At 35.7% G+C, this 21,594-nt stretch carries 15 protein-coding genes; 8 read left to right on the top strand and 7 right to left on the bottom strand.

Features of this window, described 5'->3' with window-relative positions:
• Positions 1-255 precede the first annotated feature (255 nt).
• From LNP22_RS06540 to LNP22_RS06530, 3 genes are all read left to right on the top strand, one after another.
• Positions 256-1,389, top strand: coding sequence for an Mrp/NBP35 family ATP-binding protein (locus LNP22_RS06540; RefSeq protein WP_229975848.1), 1,134 nt, complete (start codon positions 256-258; stop codon positions 1,387-1,389).
• A gap of 111 nt (positions 1,390-1,500) precedes the next feature.
• Positions 1,501-1,740, top strand: a complete 240-nt coding sequence (locus LNP22_RS06535) for a NifU family protein (RefSeq protein WP_210666765.1) — start codon at positions 1,501-1,503, stop codon at positions 1,738-1,740.
• Positions 1,741-1,906: 166 nt separating this feature from the next.
• Positions 1,907-2,224 (top strand): 2Fe-2S iron-sulfur cluster-binding family protein, encoded by a 318-nt coding sequence (locus tag LNP22_RS06530; protein WP_229975847.1) that lies wholly within the window; start codon positions 1,907-1,909, stop codon positions 2,222-2,224.
• A 66-nt stretch (positions 2,225-2,290) separates the two neighbouring features.
• Here the strand turns inward: LNP22_RS06530 and LNP22_RS06525 are convergent, their stop codons facing one another.
• The 3 genes from LNP22_RS06525 to LNP22_RS06515 all read right to left on the bottom strand — a co-directional run bounded on the left by LNP22_RS06525 (position 2,291) and on the right by LNP22_RS06515 (position 6,355).
• Positions 2,291-3,280, bottom strand: coding sequence for an aspartate-semialdehyde dehydrogenase (locus tag LNP22_RS06525; protein WP_210666740.1), 990 nt, complete (start codon positions 3,278-3,280; stop codon positions 2,291-2,293).
• Positions 3,281-3,444: 164 nt separating this feature from the next.
• Positions 3,445-3,819, bottom strand: a complete 375-nt coding sequence (mscL, locus tag LNP22_RS06520) for a large conductance mechanosensitive channel protein MscL (RefSeq protein WP_229975846.1) — start codon at positions 3,817-3,819, stop codon at positions 3,445-3,447.
• Positions 3,820-3,886: 67 nt separating this feature from the next.
• Positions 3,887-6,355 (bottom strand): bifunctional UDP-N-acetylmuramoyl-tripeptide:D-alanyl-D-alanine ligase/alanine racemase, encoded by a 2,469-nt coding sequence (locus LNP22_RS06515; protein WP_229975845.1) that lies wholly within the window; start codon positions 6,353-6,355, stop codon positions 3,887-3,889.
• A 134-nt stretch (positions 6,356-6,489) separates the two neighbouring features.
• Between LNP22_RS06515 and LNP22_RS06510 the strand changes: the two genes are divergently transcribed.
• Positions 6,490-7,095, top strand: coding sequence for a hypothetical protein (locus tag LNP22_RS06510; protein ID WP_229975844.1), 606 nt, complete (start codon positions 6,490-6,492; stop codon positions 7,093-7,095).
• Here LNP22_RS06510 and LNP22_RS06505 read toward each other — a convergent pair.
• Positions 7,090-7,827 carry a porin family protein gene (locus LNP22_RS06505; protein ID WP_315220074.1) on the bottom strand — a complete coding sequence of 246 codons (738 nt, stop codon included), beginning with the start codon at positions 7,825-7,827 and terminating at the stop codon, positions 7,090-7,092. The genes LNP22_RS06510 and LNP22_RS06505 overlap by 6 nt on opposite strands.
• Positions 7,828-8,018: 191 nt before the next feature.
• Between LNP22_RS06505 and LNP22_RS06500 the strand changes: the two genes are divergently transcribed.
• The 4 genes from LNP22_RS06500 (at position 8,019) to LNP22_RS06485 (ending at position 14,380) form a co-directional block, all read left to right on the top strand.
• The gene (locus tag LNP22_RS06500; protein ID WP_210666737.1) at positions 8,019-8,372 is read left to right on the top strand and encodes a hypothetical protein; all 354 of its coding nucleotides are present in this window, start codon (positions 8,019-8,021) and stop codon (positions 8,370-8,372) included.
• 154 nt (positions 8,373-8,526) lie between these two features.
• The gene (locus LNP22_RS06495; protein ID WP_229975843.1) at positions 8,527-10,734 is read left to right on the top strand and encodes a TonB-dependent receptor; all 2,208 of its coding nucleotides are present in this window, start codon (positions 8,527-8,529) and stop codon (positions 10,732-10,734) included.
• Positions 10,735-10,894: 160 nt separating this feature from the next.
• Positions 10,895-13,003, top strand: coding sequence for a prolyl oligopeptidase family serine peptidase (locus tag LNP22_RS06490; RefSeq protein ID WP_229975842.1), 2,109 nt, complete (start codon positions 10,895-10,897; stop codon positions 13,001-13,003).
• A 378-nt stretch (positions 13,004-13,381) separates the two neighbouring features.
• Positions 13,382-14,380, top strand: coding sequence for a Gfo/Idh/MocA family protein (locus tag LNP22_RS06485; protein ID WP_229975841.1), 999 nt, complete (start codon positions 13,382-13,384; stop codon positions 14,378-14,380).
• A 189-nt stretch (positions 14,381-14,569) separates the two neighbouring features.
• On the opposite strand, the gene LNP22_RS06480 is transcribed toward LNP22_RS06485, so the two are convergent.
• From LNP22_RS06480 to LNP22_RS06470, 3 genes are all read right to left on the bottom strand, one after another.
• Complete coding sequence (locus LNP22_RS06480; RefSeq protein WP_210666733.1) at positions 14,570-15,511, bottom strand: outer membrane beta-barrel protein; 942 nt, start codon at positions 15,509-15,511, stop codon at positions 14,570-14,572.
• Positions 15,512-15,688: 177 nt separating this feature from the next.
• The gene (gene dnaE, locus LNP22_RS06475; RefSeq protein ID WP_229975840.1) at positions 15,689-20,227 is read right to left on the bottom strand and encodes a DNA polymerase III subunit alpha; all 4,539 of its coding nucleotides are present in this window, start codon (positions 20,225-20,227) and stop codon (positions 15,689-15,691) included.
• A 533-nt stretch (positions 20,228-20,760) separates the two neighbouring features.
• Positions 20,761-21,594: a hypothetical protein gene (locus tag LNP22_RS06470; protein ID WP_229975839.1), complete on the bottom strand. Its 834-nt coding sequence runs from the start codon at positions 21,592-21,594 to the stop codon at positions 20,761-20,763.

Here is a 21,594-nt window from a genome sequence, read left to right as displayed (position 1 = left end):
TATCAGGCAACCAAAATAGCTGTTTTAAAACACTTAAAACACGAATAACAGCAACGTACCATTTTTTGAAACCTGGCAAAAATCAAAAGTTGCTGAGTTTCTTTTTTAAATTTAATTCCTCAATCCTACCATCAATAAATACAATTTAAAAGAGTAAAAATCCGAACATAATCTGTTATCTTTGCAGTCTGAAATCAGTTTAAATAAATATAATTTCCAAATTGATTTTATTCAATAGAAAATACGATACTAAAAATGAAATTAGATAGAAAAGAAATTCTTAAAGCTCTAGAAACAATTACTATAGCAGGAGAAGGAAAAAATATGGTTGAAAGTGGTGCGGTTGCCAACGTAATTACTTTTGGTGATGAAGTTGTGGTAGATTTAGTATTACACACGCCTGCTATGCATATCAAAAAAAGAGCTGAAGATGATATCAAAAAAACAATTCACGAATTGATATCGCCTGAAGCAAAAGTAAAAGTAAATATCAAGGTTGAAACCAAAGAAAATCCAAACGAAATAAAAGGAAAAGCAATTCCTGGAATCAAAAACATTATTGCTGTTGCTTCTGGAAAAGGGGGTGTAGGAAAATCTACTGTAACTGCAAATCTTGCCGTAACATTAGCAAAAATGGGATTCTCTGTGGGCGTTTTGGATGCGGATATTTACGGCCCGTCAATGCCAATTATGTTTGATGTTGAGAACGAAAAACCAATATCGGTTACTGTTGATGGAAAATCTAAAATGAAACCTGTAGAAAGTTTTGAAGTAAAAATTCTTTCTATCGGATTCTTTACTGCTCCTAGTCAAGCAGTAATCTGGAGAGGACCAATGGCCGCAAAAGCTTTAAATCAGATGATTTTTGATGCCGATTGGGGAGAACTAGACTTTATGCTTATCGATTTGCCTCCAGGAACCGGAGACATCCATTTATCGATCATGCAATCGTTACCCATTACCGGCGCTGTTGTCGTTAGTACACCACAAGCCGTAGCATTGGCTGATGCCAAAAAAGGTGTTGCCATGTTTATGCAAGACAATATCAACGTCCCTGTTTTAGGTATTATAGAAAATATGGCGTACTTTACACCAGAAGAATTACCTGAAAATAAATATTATATCTTTGGTCAAGAAGGTGCTAAAAACCTAGCTGAGGATTTAAACGTGCCTTTTTTAGGCGAAGTACCTATTGTACAATCTATTCGCGAAGCAGGAGATTATGGTCGCCCAGCAGCGTTACAAACCGCTTCTAAAATTGAAACTGTTTTTGAAGAAATCACACGCAATGTTGTACAGGAAGTTGTAAACAGAAACGATAGCTTACCTGCTACCGAAGCCATCAAAATTACAACAATGGCAGGTTGTTCTGCAGTAAAAAAGAATTAGATAATTGAGATAATGAAACAATGAGGTAATTAAGAAACCAGATGATTTAAAAATTATCTAACTGACTAACTATCTTATTAGTACATTTTCTAATTGATACATTAAATTATGATGACAACAGAAGAATTAACAAATAATGTTTTATTGGCTTTAGACGAAATCAGACCTTTCCTGAACTCTGACGGAGGAGATATTACATTAATTTCTATCGAAGAAGATAAACACGTAAAAGTTCGGCTAGAAGGAGCATGCATTAGTTGCAGCGTGAATCAAATGACACTAAAAGCGGGTGTTGAAACGACTATTAAAAAGTATGCCCCACAAATTGAAACCGTAGTAAATATTCTCTAAGCAGCTAATCAAAGAATGCACGCATCTTTATTATTTTATATGAAAAAAATAAAATAACAGCTATTTTACTTTAGAAAAGAATACATTTTCAGTTCAGAAACAAATCGTTAATAAAAAAGGATTGGTACACGTTTTCAAATCCTGCAAAAATTCCAAAAGTCAAAAAATGGATGTATTAATAAAAATTAAAGATCGAGAGGGAGTGCTACACGAATTGCAAGCTCCTACAGATATGGCAATGAATATAATGGAGTTATGCAAAGCATACGAACTTCCGGTAGAAGGAACCTGTGGCGGAATGGCCATGTGTGCTTCTTGCCAGTGTTATGTGCTGAATGATGTAGCTTTACCTGAAATGGGCGACGATGAAGAAGCAATGCTCTCTGAGGCGTTTTACGTAAAATCGAATAGCCGTTTAGGTTGCCAAATCCCGATTACACCAGAATTAGAAGGTTTAGAACTTGAATTAGCACCTGAATATTGATATCATAAAAAAAGCGAGAATTAAAATTAATCCTCGCTTTTTTCTTATTAACAATTTCTAACCTTATTATACTAATTTTGCTGCAATTAAATACTCTGCAATTTGGATAGTATTTGTCGCTGCCCCTTTTCTTAAGTTATCAGCAACAATCCACATGTTTAGTGTGTTTGGTTGGCTTTCGTCACGACGAATTCTTCCCACAAAAACATCATTTTTGCCTTCTGCGTACAATGGCATTGGGTATGTAAAAGTGTCCAGATTATCTTGCACCACTACTCCTTCCGTGTTGTGTAAAATTTCACGAACTTCATTCACATCAAAATCATTTGTAAACTCAACATTTACAGCTTCGCTGTGACCACCAACAACTGGCACACGAACAGCAGTAGCGGTAACTCTAATAGTATTGTCGCCAAGAATTTTTTGAGTCTCGCGAACTAATTTCATTTCTTCTTTGGTATATCCATTTTCTTCAAAACTATCGCAATGCGGAATAGCATTTCTGTGAATAGGATATTTATAAGCCATATCTCCCTTTATGCCTGCATACTCATTCTCTAATTGTTTCACTGCTTTTACACCAGTTCCTGTGATAGATTGGTAAGTTGAAACAATGATTCTTTTGATATTGTATTTTTTGTGCAATGGCGCCAAAGTCAATACCATCTGAATAGTTGAACAGTTTGGATTGGCAATGATTTTATCCTCTTTTGTTAGCGTTGAAGCATTGATTTCGGGAACGATCAATTTTTTGGTAGGGTCCATTCTCCATGCTGATGAATTGTCGATCACAGTTGTTCCTGCTGCTGCAAATTTTGGTGCCCATTCCAGTGAAGTATCCCCTCCAGCAGAAAAAACAGCAATATCAGCTTTCATATCTACAGCAGTTTGCATGCCAACAACCTTAAACTTTTTACCATTATATTCTATTTCTTTTCCTACCGATTTCTCAGAGGCAACGGGAATCAATTCTGTAACTGGAAAATTTCTCTCTGCTAAGACTTTTAGCATCACCTCGCCAACCATACCGGTAGCGCCTACAACCGCTATTCTCATTTTTATATTTTTTATTATGAATTTTTACTTTAGATTACAAAAGTAATAATAATAAAAGCGAAAACCATTCGATTCACAAAAAATAACAAAATGTTACAAATAAAACAAATGTAAAAAAACCGCCCCAATTAAGCAACGGTTTAGTTAGACATAGTGTAGCGGAATTATTTTTTAAGCAAATCTCTAATTTGCGTTAGTAACTCTTCTTGAGTTGGTCCAGCAGGTACTTCTGGTACAACTTCTTTTTTCTTGGTGGCATTTATTCCTTTTATAATTAAAAATAATATAAAAGCAACGATCAAAAAGTTAATGACTGCTGATAGAAACAAACCATATTTTACACCACCAAAAGCAGATAAATCTTCAATTTTAGACAAATGTGCCGCATCTAGCGCTGGCTTTAATAACAACGGAGTAATCACATTTTCAATAAATGAGCTTACAATTTTACCAAATGCAGCTCCAATGATAACTCCCACAGCCAGGTCAACCACGTTGCCTTTCATCGCAAATTCCTTAAATTCAGAGAAAATCCCCATAATTCATTAATTTTTAGTTAGTAATAATTCTCAAATATAAGAATATCTATAAAAAAGAAATTCATTTTTATCTAAAAAATACACGTTTAACTCGCTGAGAGATACTGGTCAAGATTTCATACGGAATTGTTTTTAAAGCTTTGGCTATTTCGATAACTGTTGGATTTTCTCCAAAAATAACGACAGCATCTCCTTCTTTACAATCAATTTCAGTAACATTCACCATCAACATATCCATGCAAATACTCCCAACTATGGGCGCTTTTTGGTTTTTTATCATTACATATCCTACTTCATTACCCCACAAACGTGATATTCCGTCTGCATAACCAATTGGTATCGTGGCAATTTTAGTGATTTTTTGAGCCATAAAACGGCGGCCATACCCTACGCTATCTCCTGCAGGGATCGAACGAACCTGAGAAATTACAGACTTTAAAGTACCTACATTTTCGAGGTATTTCTGCTCTACAGCATCATTCGAAACTCCGTACAAGCCAATTCCTAAACGCACCATATCATACTGAGCATCTGGAAAATTACTAATTCCGGAAGTATTCAAAATATGACGAATTGGTTTTACGTTCAGCTCATTCATTAACTTAGAAGATAATTTTTCGAACAATTGAATCTGCGAATTTGCAAACTCATAATGTTTAACCTCATCACTTGTGGCCATGTGCGACAAAATACTCTGAATGCGAACGGTAGTGTTTCCTTTTAGAGTGGCGACAAGTTCGTCAAGATTATTTTCTTCAAAACCCAAACGATGCATCCCCGTATCTAATTTTATATGAATTGGATATTCTTTTAATTTTTTTTCCTGAGCGATTTTCAAGAACGAATTCAAACCTTTTACACTGTAAATTTCTGGTTCTAAATGATATTGAATAATCGAAGGGAAACTGGTAGATTCGGGATTTAATACCATAATAGGCAACTTTATTCCGCCATTTTTAAGCGAAATTCCCTCATCGGCGAAAGCCACACCCAAATAATCTACTTTATGATGTTCTAATAATTTGGCTATTTCCAAACCTCCGTTTCCGTAACCGAAAGCCTTTACCATGACCATTATTTTAATCTTTTGGCCTAATTTTGATTTAAAAAAATTTAAATTATGACTGATCGAATCTAAATTAATTTCTAAAATCGTTTCATGAGTTTTCTCCTCCAGCAACGCTACAATTTCTTCAAATTGAAACGCTCTGGCTCCTTTTATCAAAATGGTTTCATTGGCAAATGCCAAACTTTCAAAATGCGTGATAAAATCTGCTGTATTTTGAAAAGTCGTGATATTGGAAAATTTCTCTTTAAAAGAACTTATTGTTTCACCAATCCCGATGATTCTACTGACTTTATTAGCGGCGATTAACTGCGCTACTTTTGTGTACAATTCTTCATTTGAAAATCCGCTTTGTAAAATATCTGATAAAATGACCGTCTTTTTTGAATTCTTTTTTTGACTTTCTAAAAAGTCCAAAGCAATTTTTAACGACTGAAAATCAGAACTATAACTATCGTCAATAACACTACAATTATGAACCCCATTTTTGACAGCCAAACGCATTTCAACCGGATACAGCAATTGCATCCTGCCCTGAATTGTACCGAAATCATATTTTAAATAAAGCAAAACCAGCAAACAAGTAATGCTGTTTTCTACCGAAGCTGAATCCAGAAACGGAATTTCGAGATCAAACTTTTCTCCTTTATATTGGTATTGAATTGCAGTGCTGTCACTTTTATTTTCTTTTTTTAGAATAAAAACATCTGCATTTTTATCTGTAAAACTCCACGAAAAAAGGACTCTCGAATTTACCATATACTCAGCCGAAAATTGTGACAGACAAGAATCTACCACTTCGTTTTTCTGATAAATAATAACCTCACTTTCTTTGAACAAAAGCAGTTTTTCGTCTATTTTTTGTACTAAATTCAAAAAACCTTCATCATGAGCAGAACCAATATTGGTCAAAACCCCGATGTTGGGTTTGATCATGTTTTCAAGTTTTATCATTTCATCAACCGTTGAAATTCCGGCTTCAAAAATTCCTAAATTGTGTTTTTCGTTAATTGCCACAACAGACAGCGGAACACCCACTTGCGAATTGTAACTTTTTGGGCTTCTGATAATGTTGTAATCTGGGCTGAGTAAAAAATTAAGCCACTCTTTTACTATCGTTTTGCCATTGCTTCCAGTCAATCCGATAATAGGGAAGTGAAAAAGATTGCGATAATAACCTGCAAATTGCTGCAACGCGGTCACGGTATCATTGACTACTAAAAAATTGGCTTTCCCCGCACAATCCTCTGGAATATGGCGAACGACAAAATTCTGAACTCCTTTTTCTATCAGATCCAAAATATATAAATGCGCATCGTTATTGACACCAGACAAGGCAAAAAACAAAGTATTGGCTCCGTTTTGCAACGAACGACTATCAATAGAGATATTGTCTATCAAAACATCCGCTTTAGAACCGATCCATTCGGCATGGAGAATTTGGATAAGATTTTTTGAATTTAGGCTCATTTTAGAAAATTCTTTTTGTCAAATTTAAAACATTACCGCTAGAAAAAGGTTGTGATTTTCTTAAAAAATATAACGTTTGCAAATCTGTATTTATATTTGATTATATTTGTAAAACACCTCCAAATTTAAGTGTTTTGAAAAGAATTTTACCGTTATTCACCTATGTCTTGCATCCCGTTTTTATCTCGATGTACGCCACTTTATTTTATCTTTTTTGCAAAGGAGATGCTTTTGCGAATCAGGAAAAATATTATGTTCTTTTTCAAATTCTGATCATTACCTTTTTTGTTCCAATACTCTTTTTCTTATTGTTAAAATCGACTGGAAATGTAAAATCAATAATGATTCATGAAACATCGCAACGACGAATACCACTGGTTCTTCAGTGTTTTTTGTTTATTTTATTGGTAAAGAGAAGCATTGTTATTACGCGATATCCTGAGCTTCATTTCTTTTTTCTGGGAGCATTGTTCAGTACTATTTTGGCGTTGATTTGTACTTTTTTTAAAATAAAAGCCAGCTTGCACATGATGTCGATGAGCGGCCTTGCAATTTTTGTAATCGGATTAAATATTCATTTGCAAATGCACAATCCTTACTGGTCGGCTTTTGTGATTTTGCTGAGTGGCCTTGTGGCTTCATCCCGATTGGTGATGGAGGCACATACAAGTAACGAATTGTCTATAGGTACCGCAATTGGTATACTTCCGCAATTGCTTTTTTTATATTTATGGCTATAAAATATAAAAAATTAGTCCCATGCTTAAAGTCCGGATGTCTACTTGCTCGGTTGGAGTTCGCGCAGAAGATTTGAAAAGTGAATTTAAAGAATAACAGGCATACAAATTCCAAGTATTATAACCCGTAGAAATGTAAGCTCCGTACTGAAATCTGTTTACATCCTTGTTATTTACAATTTTTACGTTTTGATCGACAAGACCTTTAAAAACAGATTTACTTTGCAATACATAACTCAATTTTAATCCGCCATAAATTCTCCAAAATTTGTAGCTTTCGGGAGTAGAATTGCGCCATCTAAATTCGATCGGGACATCTACCAAATAGCTATAAAATTTATTGGTACTTATATCATTATAACTTACCACATTATACTCGGGAGCGTCTTTTGTTCCTGTAATTGCAAGGTTTTGATAATAATTTTTATAACTCAAACCCAAACCTGTTGCAACAGCAAAAGTCCTTGCTTTATTGATAGGCATATCTCTTAAAACACCCAAAGAAAGTCCAGCAGAAAAGCGATCTTGCGCCATTCCGGGAGATTTCATTATCGAATTGTAGATCAGCGAAAAATAAAATTGGTCTTCACGATAGAGCGAATCAATTTTAACGACTGGTTTTGTTTCTGCGGCAATCGTAGTTTCTTCCTGCGAAAAAACATTAAAAAACGATACTAGAAACAAACAACTGAAAAATAATCGCATATCGTATTTTGGTTTTAAGAATGATTTCAAGTAAACGTTTTTTTAAGTTGATTTATTTCACATACAAATATAATATAATGCTAGTTTAAGTACCTATTTGAGGCCAACTATTCTATTTTTCATTACAAAATAAAGCATTCGTAACATTATTTTTAATAAAAGAAGCTCATATTCAAAAAAAAGAAGCTTTTTATCATTGCTCTTTTATACCTTTGTCTTTTATGAAAAGAAAGCAGCTCATAATAAGTGTTTCTTTGGCTCTAACAATATTGTGTTCGATATTGTTTCAGTCCGTACATAGTTATGAGCACACTGCAAAACAACTTTCTGAGCAACAATGTCACCATCAATACGATAAAAAACAAGGTGGAATAACGCATCAGCATCACAATTACGAGTTATGCTATGTGTGTCATTTTGCTTTTGGAAGCTCTCTTATTCCAGAAGTTTTCAATTTTGAATTTACTACTTTTCACAAAGACATCCCCTACTTTTTTACGGCTTCAGAAAACCTTGTAACGTTTTCAACAAGTGCGTATTTGTTGCGTGGTCCCCCGGCATCTGTGATTGCTTAAATTTCGATGTATTCGAAAAAAAACACTTTTACTAAATTGATTTAAAAAAATCTGTTCCTCTTGTAAATCTTTATATTCATGAAGATTGACTTGATTTGCTGTTATTTTTATTTAAATTTTAAAAAAAATCACTCAACTATAGCATCATTTTCAAATGAAAAAAATAATATTTGCCCTTATTTTAGGGTTCACAACCCTTGTTTCTGCACAAAATTCTCTTTCAGGAACTGTAACCGATTCTCAGAATCAACCATTACCAGGCGTATCTGTTTACGCATCTGAATTGCATAAAGGAACTACAACCGACCAAAATGGAAAATACGAATTTAGCAACTTACCAAATGGAGTATTGCGATTGAGTTTTACCTATGTTGGATATGCATCTGTAAACAAAACTATCCCGAAATTATTAAAAGAAAACACGCTGGATATTACACTGGAAGAGTCTATTTTGGAGATGGACGAAGTAATTGTATCGACACCTTTTAACAAATTGCAATCGCAGAACGTAATGAAAGTAGAGCATGAAAGCATTAAAACATTACAACAAAAAGGAACATCAACTTTAATCGAAGGACTGGCTACGATTCCGGGCGTTTCACAAATTTCTACTGGAACTTCTATCGGAAAACCCGTGATTCGCGGTCTTAGCGGGAATCGAGTTTTGGTATATTCACAAGGAGTTCGTATTGAAAATCAACAATTTGGAGATGAACATGGTCTGGGCCTTAACGATGCCGGTATCGAAAGTGTTGAAGTTATCAAAGGCCCCGCTTCTTTGTTGTATGGGTCGGACGCTTTAGGAGGTGTTTTGTATTTTAATCCTGAAAAATTTGCAGATGCCAATACTTTTAAAGCCAATTTTAGCCAAAAATATTTTACCAATACACAAGGAAGCAACTCTTCTATTGGCTTAAAAACATCTACAGATAACTGGAAATTTCTGGCCAGAGGTGCCTTCAATACCCATTCTGACTACAAAATTGCAGATGGTGATCGTGTTACCAATTCACGTTACAACGAAACCGATTTTAAAACAGGTGTTGGCTACAGCAATGCTACTTTTTCAAGTGTTTTGAGATACAACTACAATAAATTAGACATCGGAATACCGGAGGATGGAATTGGAGAGCAATCTTCAAGCAAGAACACCTTATTCCCGAGACAAGGAATTTTTAATCATTTATTGAGTTTGAACAATGTTATCTTTTTTGAAAACTCAAAACTAGATGTTGATTTAGGATACATCGCCAATGATCGAAGCGAATTTGAAGACAGCAACGATGCTGCTTTACGCATGAAATTGAAAACATTTAATTATAATGCAAAATATCATTTTCCTAAACTGGGTACAATTGAAACTATTGTGGGTGTGCAGGGAATGCATCAAACCAATGAAAATCTTGGCGAAGAATACTTGATTCCAAACGCAACAACCAATGATTTTGGTGTGTTTGGAACAGCTAATTACGAATGGAATAGTAACGTTTTGCAGGCAGGATTGCGTTTTGACAACAGAAGTATTACCTCGGAAGCAAACGGAATTGAAGGCGAAGAAGGCTATTTTTCTCCTTTAGACAAATCTTTTGAAAGTTTTAATGCTTCGCTAGGCTACAAAACAAATTTTACGGAAGATCTTACACTTCGATTGAATGTTGCTACCGGATTTAGAGCGCCTAACTTGGCCGAATTGACTTCAAACGGTGTTCACGAAGGCACAAATCGATACGAAATTGGAAATGCTGATTTGAAAACCGAACAAAACGTTCAGACTGATTTGAACTTAGAATATAAAAACTCTCACTTTGAGTTTTTCGTAAACGGATTTTACAACCACATCAACAATTACATTTATACAGCGCCAACAGGTGAAGTTTTAGACGCCAATGATGTTTTTGCTTATACTCAAGACAATGCCAAACTATATGGAGGAGAAGTTGGGTTGCATTTTCACCCACATCCATTGGATTGGTTGCATTTTGAAACTAGTTTTGAAACCGTAACCGGAAAAAAAGACAACAACGATTATCTGCCATTAATTCCTGCCAATAATTGGAACAACACACTGAGAACCGAGTTTAACATCAAAAATTGGTTTAAAGAAGGTTATGCTTCCCTGAATGTTTCTTCAACATTCGACCAGAAAAATGTTAGTGGTTTCGAAACGGCTTCAAAAGGATATACGTTGGTTAATTTAGGTTTTGGAGGAACAGTAAAACTAGGAAAAACTGCCTTTGATTTGAGCTTAAACGGAAACAATTTATTCGATGAAAATTATATTGCACATCTTTCCAGATTAAAAACAGACGGTATTCCGAACATTGGGAGAAATATTGTTTTGGGAGTGAATTTCAACTTGTAATTTTTGTTTAACCGCAAAGAACGCAAAGTGTTTTCGCAAGGTTCACAAAGTCAGAAATAAAACTTTGCGAACTTGGCGTTAATTTCTGTGGCGCACTTTGCGGTTAATTTTTTAATACTCACAAAAAGTGCTATTTTTGTTAGAACCATATACTTTAACTATGAAAAAAACAATTCTTATAATGGCAATCACAACCGTAGGAGTTTCGTTTGGGCAAAACAAAATACAATACCCGGAAACTAAAAAAGGAACAACTGTAGATGTTTATTTTGATACCAAAGTAGCGGATCCTTTTCGATGGCTGGAAGATGATAAATCTGCCGAAACCGGAGCTTGGGTAAAGGCTCAAAACGAAGTTACTTATGCTTATTTGGATAAAATTCCGTTTAGAAATGCACTAAAAACCCGCATGGAAAAACTGTGGAATTACGAAAAAATAAGCGCTCCATTTACCGAAGGAAAATTTACTTATTTTTCTAAAAATAACGGTCTTCAAAATCAGTCTGTGATTTACAGAAAAGACAAAAACGGCAAAGAAGAAATGTTTTTAGACCCCAATACCTTTTCTAAGGACGGGACAACTTCACTAGGAGGATTGGATTTTTCTAAAGACGGAACAAAAGCAGCATACGCCATCTCTGAAGGAGGAAGCGACTGGAGAAAAGTGATTATTATTGACGCTTTGTCTAAAAAAGTTTTGGAAGACACGCTCGTAGATGTAAAATTTAGTGGCATTTCATGGCGAGGAAACGAAGGTTTTTATTACTCAAGTTACGAAAAACCAAAAGGAAGTGAGTTATCTGCCAAAACCGACCAGCACAAATTGTATTTTCATCAATTAGGAACAGCTCAAAAAGATGACAAAGTTATTTTTGGAGCGGACCAAAAACGCCGATATGTAGGTGGTTACGTGACTGAAGATGATCATTATTTAGTAATTTCTGCCTCTAACTCTACTTATGGTAACGAATTATATATTAAAGACTTAAAAAATACTGAAAGCCAGATTGTTACTATCGTTGATAATTTTAACAGCGACAACTCGATTATCGAAAATGAAGGAAGTAAATTGTTTATCGAAACCGATTTAAACGCTCCTAACAAACGCGTGGTAGTTGTTGATGTAAGCAACCCTAAACCGGACAACTGGAAAGATTTTATTCCGGAAACTCAAAATATTTTATCGCCTTCAACAGGTGGTGGATTCTTTTTTGCCAATTATACCAAAGATGCCGTTTCATTAGTTCAGCAATATGATTACAGCGGAAAATTGATTCGCGAAATCAAACTTCCTGCCGTAGGAACAGCCAGTGGATTTGGAGGAAAGAAAGAAGAGAAAACATTGTACTACAGTTTTACCAACTATACAACTCCAGGAACCATATTTTCGCTTGAACCAAAATCTGGTAAATCAGCAATCTATCAAAAACCAAAAGTTGATTTTAAAAGTGATGATTACGAGTCAAAGCAAGTTTTTTATACATCAAAAGACGGAACAAAAATTCCGATGATTATCACGTATAAAAAAGGAACAAAATTAGACGGTAAAAACCCAACCATACTTTATGGTTACGGAGGATTTAATATCAGTCTAACACCAAGTTTTAGTATTGCCAATGCAGTTTGGATGGAAAACGGTGGCGTTTATGCAGTTGCCAATTTAAGAGGTGGTGGCGAATACGGCAAAAAATGGCATGATGCTGGAACCAAATTACAAAAACAAAATGTATTTGATGATTTTATCGCTGCAGCGGAATATCTAATTACTCAAAAATACACTTCATCTGATTTCTTAGCCATTCGAGGCGGTTCAAACGGAGGATTATTGGTTGGAGCAACCATGACACAACGCCCTGATTTAATGAAGGTCGCATTGCCGGCTGTTGGCGTTATGGATATGTTGCGTTACCATACTTTTACAGCGGGCGCAGGTTGGGCTTATGATTACGGAACCGCACAGGACAGCAAAGAAATGTTTGAATATCTTAAAGGGTATTCTCCTGTTCAAAATGTAAAAAAAGGAACACATTACCCTGCAACAATGGTAACTACCGGTGACCATGACGATCGCGTAGTGCCTGCGCATAGTTTTAAATTTGCTGCCGAATTGCAAGAAAAACAAGAAGGAGAACATCCTGTTTTAATCCGTATTGATGTAAAAGCGGGTCACGGAGCAGGAAAATCTGTTGCTGCAACTATTCAGGAAAATGTAGACATTCAGGCGTTCACACTTTATAATATGGGATTTAAAGCTTTACCGAAAAAGTAACCTTTAGTCTGTTTTTTAATAGCCACGAATTCATGAATATTTTTGTGAGTTCGTGGTTATTTTTTTGCTACGAATTTCACAAATTAGTATGAATTTTAATTTACCGAGGCCTTTTTGTTACGGCTTGAGAATTTTACCGCAAAGCACGCAAAGATTTTTTTACAAAAGTATCTTCAGAAGATGCAAAGTTCGCAAAGCTTTGTATTGAAACAGCTTTGCGAACTTTGTGTTTTTACAAAACCAAGATGATACAAAAACTTTGCGTGCTTTGCGGTAAAATTAAATCTGCAGAATCTGCGAAAAAAAATAATTCGTGGAAATTAGTACAATTCGTGGCAAACCTTTTTTAAATTTGAAAGAATTAAAAAACCAGAAAAAATGAAAATTGTAAAATGGGGAATTATCGGTTGTGGCAATGTAACCGAAGTAAAAAGTGGCCCAGCTTTTCAAAAAACGCCCAACTCGGCTTTAGTTGCTGTAATGCGAAGAGATGCAGCACTTGCCGAAGATTATGCCAAACGCCACAATGTTCCAAAATGGTATTCAAACGCTATTGATTTAATTAACGATCCAGATGTCGATGCTGTTTATATCGCAACGCCTCCATCCTCTCATAAAGAATATACTGTTTTGTGTGCTAAAGCTGGAAAACCTGTATACGTAGAAAAACCGATGGCATTAACTTTTGAAGAATGCAACGAGATGATAAGTGCTTGCAAAGCACATAATGTTCCGCTATTTGTGGCTTATTATAGAAGAAGTTTGCCTCGTTTTTTAAAAATAAAAGAGTTAATCGAGCAAAACAAAATCGGGACTGTTCGACACGTAAATTGCGTTTTGTACCATCCGTTTGAAGAACGTTATGATGATGACATCAATTTACCTTGGACGGTACTTCCACACATTTCGGGCGGGGGAATTTTTGTAGATTTGGCGTGTCACACTTTAGATTTTTTAGACTTTTTGTTCGGCCCCATTCAATCGGTTCTCGGGCACGCAAGCTCTCAACTATTAGCTTACCCAGCCGAAGATACTGTCTCTATGTCTTTTTTATTCGAAAACGGCATTCACGCAAGTGGTTTATGGAATTTTGCTTCTTTTGAGCGATATGACAATACTGAAATTGTTGGAACTCTTGGAAAAATTTCCTTTTCAACTTTCGGAGACGATCCTATTCACATTCAATATGCAAATGGAGAAAAAGAAAGCATTACCATCGAAAATCCGGAGCACATTCAACAGCCTTTTATAGAGACTATTGTTGCCGAACTATTAGGCAAAGAGGGCGTTAATCCTTCAAAAGGAACTTCTGCCGCCAGAACAACTTGGGTTATTGACGAAGTTCTGAAAGAATTTAGAAATTTGAAAAAACCATAACCTTTTCACATTATCCTGTCATTCTTAGGAACAAACAATCTCAATTAGCAGTTCGACAAAGATTGGCAATTTACTTTGCGGAGTTTCTTACGAAGATTCTTCGTCCCACAGAATGAAAAGATTATGCAAAAAAAAGAGGATATTCATTGTGAATATCCTCTTTTCTAAAAACTAAAAACTTTATAAAAATTATAGGCTGTATCTTAATCCAAAAGTCAAGCCTACACCGCTAATCCCAACATAAGAACTAATATCGTCAGTAGCTTTTGTATTATCAAAACCTGCTGCATTAGTCACTTTACTATTAGAACTTGTAGTTAATTTATCCACATAATTTGTATAAATAGCAGAATAAGAAGCATCTTGTCTAAAAGTAGATGGTGTATTTAATTTATCCACTCCGTTTTCGGTAAACACAGTAGTTTCTTTTGTTTTTCCGTGAACAGTAAAGTTTCTGTATTCAATTTCAGCATATAAAGCTATTTTTTTACCTAATTTATAAGAACTTCCAATTGCGGCCATAAAACCTATAGTTGGATTAGGTTCTACAACATCTTCAGAATATGTTTTTGCCATTACACCGGCAGCAGTAGAATACTCACGATTAGTCTTAATAGTTAAATCTCCATGAATAGGAACGATCACTCCTACTTTTGTATATGGCTCAAAACCTTTACTTTCTCCCAAAAATAGCACTAATGCAGGTGATAAATCCCAAGCTCTAATTTTTCCTATAGCATTTCCAGACACAAAAATATTTGTTGGGGAAGTAGCAACTAAACGATTTGTAGTTTCTACCATCAATTTATCAGCACTAGAATAATAGTTGATCCCCATTTCAACTCCTAAACGCGTTGAAAAACGGTATCCCGCAGTTAGACCTGTACGAAATCCTTCCCCAAACGAACCATGATTTGTTTCTCTTGAAATTAAAGTAGTTCCATCAGCCGCGTAAACATCGGTATTAGGCAATTGACCATTTACAATTGGAAACTCTGTAGCCGCAGTTTGTATGAAGTATGACCCTCCTAATTTAAAATACCAGCTTTCTGGCTTATCTGCTGTTTCAGTTTGCGCTATTGTGGCGATAGAACAAAGCATAAATCCTAATAAAAATAGGTTCTTTTTCATAATTTTGTTTTAATTATTTTATACAAAAATAAAATATTTTAACATTCTATTTGCGCTTACATTGTTAGATTTGGTGCGCAATCGTTGTAATTGGAGGCAATATTACTAAAAAAATACTATGCACGCATATTTTTAACACTTAAAACTAATTATCTAATAAATTTTAACTGTTAAAATTTAGTTGAGTTTAAAGTTGATTTGCATTTTTTCTAATTCGGCTAATAATTCTTGAGAGATTTTAACTTTTACTCTACGACTAGGCATAGAAAGTTTAGTAACAACATTAATCTCCTCTACCTCATTTACTTCCTGAATTTTAGTATCTCCTACAATTGCTTCGTCGTTCTCACTTTCTTCTGTAAAAATGGCATCCTCTGTTTCTGTAAAATCATTTGTGGTCTCTATGGCAACCAAGCGCTTAATTTTTTCGAGCTCCATAATTTCAAATGTCACCGAATTATCTCCTTTGTTTTGGCTAAACAAATCACTTAGTTTATGAATAAATTCGGTTTTCAGGTCTTGAATATTCAGCAAAACAACCAATTTTTTCGCAAAAGTTTCCAAGACATCCTGCAGCTGTTTTACCTCAACAAATTGCAGCCTCGGCTCTGATTTTTTACCTGTATCATGATTCACCCAGCCGTCTTTTATCAATACTTTTATATGTGCAAAATTATTCTGAATCAAGAAATGGCGGAACTTGAGATATTCTTCATTAAAAATCCTAAACTCATAACTTTCATCATACCCTTCGAGATTAAACATAGCCCAGCCTTTTCCGTTTTTCGAAACACGATGCTGTACGTTATTGATAATTCCTGCAAAAGTTAAGTTTTTACCCACATGCTGCTCCATACTTTTTAGGGCCTCTAATCTGGCATTGCAGAAATACTTCATTTCAAATCTAAAATCATCCAACGGATGTCCCGAGATATAAATTCCGACCACTTCTTTTTCTTTGGCAAGTTTTTCCATAGTGCTCCAATCTTCACACGGAGGCACTATAGGTTCTGCAATTTGTACTTCACTTGTTTCGCCAAACAAACTCACTTGAGATGAATTTTCGTTTTCCTGAAATTTAGAACCGTAACGTATAGCCTTTTCATAAAAAGTAACACCGTCGCCCTCATCATGAAAATATTGTGCTCTTGTAGTACCTTCAAAAGAATCAAATCCTCCTGCAAGTGCTAAATTTTCGATTGCTTTTTTATTAGCAGCACGTAAATCTATTCGCTTTGCCAAATCAAAAATCGATTTGTATCTACCGTCTTTTCTGTTCTCGACGATAGTGGCTACGGCTCCAGAACCTACTCCTTTGATCGCTCCCATACCAAAACGAACGGCATAATTATCATTTACCGTAAATTTATAATACGACTCATTGACATCAGGGCCTAAAACCTGTAAGCCCATGCGCTTACATTCTTCCATAAAAAAGGACACCTGTTTGATATCATTCATATTATTTGAAAGAACCGCAGCCATATATTCTGCAGGGAAATGCGCTTTTAAATACGCTGTTTGATAGGCAATCCAGGCATAACAAGTAGAGTGCGATTTATTAAAAGCATAACTTGCAAAAGCCTCCCAGTCTTTCCAGATTTTTTCTAAAATCTTAGCATCATGACCTTTTGCTGCCGCTTGTTCTACAAACTTAGGTTTCATTTTGTCCAGGACATCCTTTTGCTTTTTACCCATCGCTTTACGCAAAACGTCGGCCTCACCTTTTGTAAAATCGGCCAATGATTGCGACAAAAGCATAACCTGCTCTTGGTAAACGGTAATTCCATAGGTTTCTCCCAAGTATTCTTCGCAGGCATCCAAATCGTATTTGATTTCCTCTTCGCCATTTTTTCTTCGAACGAAAGACGGGATATATTCTAACGGTCCCGGACGATACAACGCATTCATGGCAATTAAATCTCCAAAAACAGTCGGTTTCAAATCCTTCATGTATTTTTGCATTCCGGGCGACTCATACTGAAAAATACCTACTGTTTCTCCTCGCTGAAAAAGTTCGTAGGTTTCCGGATCGTCAATTGGAAATTCATCTGGATTCAGATCGATTCCGGTTCTGTATTTTACTAATTTTACCGTATCTTTTATCAAGGTAAGGGTCTTCAAACCCAAGAAATCCATTTTTAGCAATCCGGCACTTTCTGCAACCGAGTTATCAAACTGTGTTACATACAGATCAGAATCTTTTGCGGTTGTAACCGGAACGAAATTCGTAATATCTGATGGCGTAATAATTACCCCACAGGCATGAATTCCGGTATTTCGCATTGATCCTTCGAGGATTTTTGCCTGTTGAATAGTCTCCCCAGCCAAATCACCTTCGTTGGCAATTGCGATCAGCTCTTTTACATTATCAAATTCATCCGATCGAAGTGCTTTTTTTACCTCATCTTCACTTTCAGAAATAAAACGAGCCAAATTCCATTTGGAAGGCATCATTCCCGGAATCAGTTTTGCAATTCTATCGGCTTCAAACAAAGGCAAATCAAGTACACGAGCCGTATCACGAATCGCCGATTTGGTTGCCATTTTACCATACGTGATAATCTGTGCTACCTGATTTTTTCCGTATTTATTGATTACATAATCCATAACACGACCACGGCCTTCATCATCAAAATCAATATCAATATCGGGCATCGACACACGATCCGGGTTCAGGAAACGCTCAAAAAGCAAGTCGTACTTAATGGGGTCAATATTGGTAATTCCTAAACAATAAGCAACAGCAGAACCCGCCGCAGAACCACGGCCTGGACCTACCGAAACATCCATATTTCGGGCTTCGGCGATAAAATCCTGAACGATCAAAAAGTAACCCGGGTATCCTGAATTCGAAATCGTTAATAACTCAAAATCCAAACGTTCCTGAATCGCTTCGCTAATCTCTCCATATCTTTTTTTAGCCCCCACCATTGTCAGGTGTCGCAAATATTTATTCTCCCCGCGAACACCGCCATCGGCTTCATCTTCTGGAACTATAAACTCCTCCGGAATATCAAATTTTGGAAGCAATACATCTCGATAAAGCGAGTAAATTTCGACCTTATCTACTATTTCCTGAATATTGATAATGGCTTCGGGTATATCGGCAAAGAGTTTTTTCATCTCTTCCGATGACTTATAATAATATTCCTGATTGGGCAATCCGTAACGATAACCACGACCACGACCAATAGGCGTTGCCTGTTTTTCTCCGTCTTTTACACACAACAAAATATCGTGGGCATTGGCGTCTTCTTTATTTAAATAATAGGTATTGTTTGTCGCAATTAATTTGACATTGTGTTTCTGCGAAAACTCAATCAAGGTTTTGTTTACACGATTTTCATCTTCCTGATTGTGACGCATCACTTCCAGATAAAAATCCTCGCCAAACTGTTCTTTCCACCAAATTACCGCTTCTTCAGCCTGGTTTTCACCGATGTTTAGGATTTTACTCGGAATTTCTCCGTATAAATTTCCCGACAACACCATGATATCTTCCTTATATTTTTGAATAACATTTCGATCAATCCTCGGAACATAATAAAACCCGTCTGTAAAAGCGATTGACGACATTTTTGCCAGATTATGGTAACCTCTTTTGTTTTTGGCCAACAACACAACCTGATTACCATTGTCTTTTTTGCTTTTATCTAAATGGTTGTCACAAACATTAAATTCGCAGCCCACAATTGGCTTCATCTCGGTTTCAGAAGGTTCTTCGCCCGCCTCAACTAAAGCTTTATTTTTGGCAGAAGCCGCTTTATTATGATTCATTACGGCACTCACAAAGTGAAAAGCCCCCATCATATTTCCAGTATCGGTCATGGCAACTGCTGGCATGCCGTTTTTTGCCGTAGCCGCAACGATATTACCAATTCCGATAGTCGATTGTAAAACCGAAAACTGCGTATGATTGTGTAAATGCGCGTACTTTGCTGCTTTAAAATCTGCTCTGTCAGAATCTGAAACCGTAGTTTGTTTGTCAACAGATTCTAAGGCTCTCAGCTGCTCCCTGATTTTATCCGAAGCCGCTTTTAAATTGATGTGTTTTAAACCAATTAATGGAAATTCCTGTGGATTTCTTTCTTGAAATTCCTTAAAATAATCCTTCGGAACATCTAGTTCTTCTTTGGTAAAAATTTCTCTTCTAATTAACTCCAAAAAACAACGCGTGGTTGCCTCAACATCGGCCGTTGCGTTGTGCGCTTCCGCGAAAGGTTTATTAAAAAGATAACTATGTAACTCTGTTAAAGTTGGTAATTTAAACTTACCTCCACGACCTCCAGGCAATTTTAATAATGAAGCTGTCACTTCGGTACAGGTGTCCAAAACTGGCATCGCACTCATTGGAGATTCCACTCCCGCACGATGAAATTCGGCTCCCATAATATTCACATCAAAACCTAAATTCTGACCTACAATAAATTTGGTTTTGCTTAAAGCAATATTGAATTTCTCCAAAACTTCGGCCAGCGTAATTCCATCGGCTTCAGCCAATTCAGTCGAAATTCCGTGAATACGTTCTGCGTCATACGGAATATTAAATCCGTCAGGTTTTACCAAATAATCCTGATGCTCAATCAATTTTCCCATCTCGTCATGCAACTGCCAGGCGATCTGGATACAGCGAGGCCAGTTATCAGAATCGGTTATTGGAGCGTCCCAACGTTTTGGTAATCCAGTAGTTTCAGTATCGAATATTAAGTACATAGCTGTTATTGAAGGAATTGCAATTTTATAAATTTACAAAAAATTGAACTTCAAATTTAGGGATTTTTTTGGGGTATTCCTGCTTAACTTGTTAACACCTTTCAGTCTCTCAATTTTGAAAACTTTTTATCAACACTAAAAAGTCAAATATTATATTTTTTCGCATTACTAAAGTACTGCAATAAATTGCAGGGTTTTAAACCTCGATCTGAGACCAATAAAAAAAGGTTCGCCATTACAGCGAACCTTCCCAACAATTAAAACTATTATTTTTTAATTAATTACTTTCAAATATACCAAATATTTCAGAAATTTTTAAAAGCAAAATCACTATTGCAAGGATTTTACACCCAATGATTGTGGGTATTGCATAAAAAATTAAGTACATAATGATGTAGCATTTTTTTGGACTATTTCAGCATATTAACACTGTATTGAAGAAAGAATAAAAAATAAATTCTCCAAAACACCGCGTTATAAAACGAAAAGGCCTTGATTTCTCAAGACCTTAGTAATTATTCAAATCAAACTACTTATTTAAAATTCCAACCTAATGTTAATCCAAACGCTAAAGGCTTGATTGTTGACTCCTTATCTGTGCTATACAAACCATTTGCTTTTCTATTGGTAATCGATTTTTGATTATATCCAATGTAAGACTCATTTTGTTTTTGATCTAAAATGGTACCGTAACCACTATCTAAAAACATAGCAGCATACAGGGCGTTCTTCTCTCCCATTTGAAAAGTAAAACCCAGTTCAAAACTACTCATCAATATACCTTTTGTCTGGTATTCTCCTGATTGAGAATAAGCTGACTGTGTTCCAAAACCATATTCTGGCAAATTATCAATAGTTAAATTAACATCTGGATAATAACCAACTCCTCTAACAGTATTTGCAGAAGCTTTGATCTTATAATTTACAGGTAAAAAATACTTAACTCCAGCTCTAAAGTTGAAATCAACACCAACATTAATGTTTCTTTTATACTGCACAAATAACGGAATTTGAATAGCTTGCAATGTTTGCTCCTCCCGATAATTAGCACTTGTTACGTTATAAACAAATGCAGATGTAGTCTCATCAACTTCAAAACTTGATTGTGTTGCATCGCCCTGAGTCAAAAACACTTTTTGTTTGTATTGTGCAAATTCGACACCAGATCCAATACCAATATGCTTTGTTATGTTATAAATGTATCCTGCTTTAACAGCGCCTCCTATTTCATGACTCGCTCTAACGCCTTTGACATCGCTTTGAATATTAGCGATTCCTGACTGTACGCCAACGTAAAACTGGGCACTTGCTGCTGTAGAGAAAAGCAAGGCAACAATTCCCAGTATGTGTTTATTACTAAATTTCAT

This window comes from Flavobacterium flavipigmentatum (genome assembly GCF_020911905.1).
Lineage (GTDB): Bacteria > Bacteroidota > Bacteroidia > Flavobacteriales > Flavobacteriaceae > Flavobacterium > Flavobacterium flavipigmentatum.
This window is presented reverse-complemented; position numbering and strand designations above follow the sequence as displayed.

Bases quoted from the DNA above. Each gene is read 5' to 3' on its own strand.
- LNP22_RS06470 (WP_229975839.1), bottom strand. From the start codon at position 21,594: ATGAAATTTAGTAATAAACACATACTGGGAATTGTTGCCTTGCTTTTC.
- LNP22_RS06500 (WP_210666737.1), top strand. From the start codon at position 8,019: ATGAAAAGAAAGCAGCTCATAATAAGTGTTTCTTTGGCTCTAACAATA.
- LNP22_RS06535 (WP_210666765.1), top strand. From the start codon at position 1,501: ATGACAACAGAAGAATTAACAAATAATGTTTTATTGGCTTTAGACGAA.
- LNP22_RS06530 (WP_229975847.1), top strand. From the start codon at position 1,907: ATGGATGTATTAATAAAAATTAAAGATCGAGAGGGAGTGCTACACGAA.
- LNP22_RS06495 (WP_229975843.1), top strand. From the start codon at position 8,527: ATGAAAAAAATAATATTTGCCCTTATTTTAGGGTTCACAACCCTTGTT.
- LNP22_RS06490 (WP_229975842.1), top strand. From the start codon at position 10,895: ATGAAAAAAACAATTCTTATAATGGCAATCACAACCGTAGGAGTTTCG.
- mscL (WP_229975846.1), bottom strand. From the start codon at position 3,819: ATGGGGATTTTCTCTGAATTTAAGGAATTTGCGATGAAAGGCAACGTG.
- LNP22_RS06480 (WP_210666733.1), bottom strand. From the start codon at position 15,511: ATGAAAAAGAACCTATTTTTATTAGGATTTATGCTTTGTTCTATCGCC.
- LNP22_RS06515 (WP_229975845.1), bottom strand. From the start codon at position 6,355: ATGAGCCTAAATTCAAAAAATCTTATCCAAATTCTCCATGCCGAATGG.
- LNP22_RS06540 (WP_229975848.1), top strand. From the start codon at position 256: ATGAAATTAGATAGAAAAGAAATTCTTAAAGCTCTAGAAACAATTACT.
- LNP22_RS06485 (WP_229975841.1), top strand. From the start codon at position 13,382: ATGAAAATTGTAAAATGGGGAATTATCGGTTGTGGCAATGTAACCGAA.
- LNP22_RS06525 (WP_210666740.1), bottom strand. From the start codon at position 3,280: ATGAGAATAGCGGTTGTAGGCGCTACCGGTATGGTTGGCGAGGTGATG.
- dnaE (WP_229975840.1), bottom strand. From the start codon at position 20,227: ATGTACTTAATATTCGATACTGAAACTACTGGATTACCAAAACGTTGG.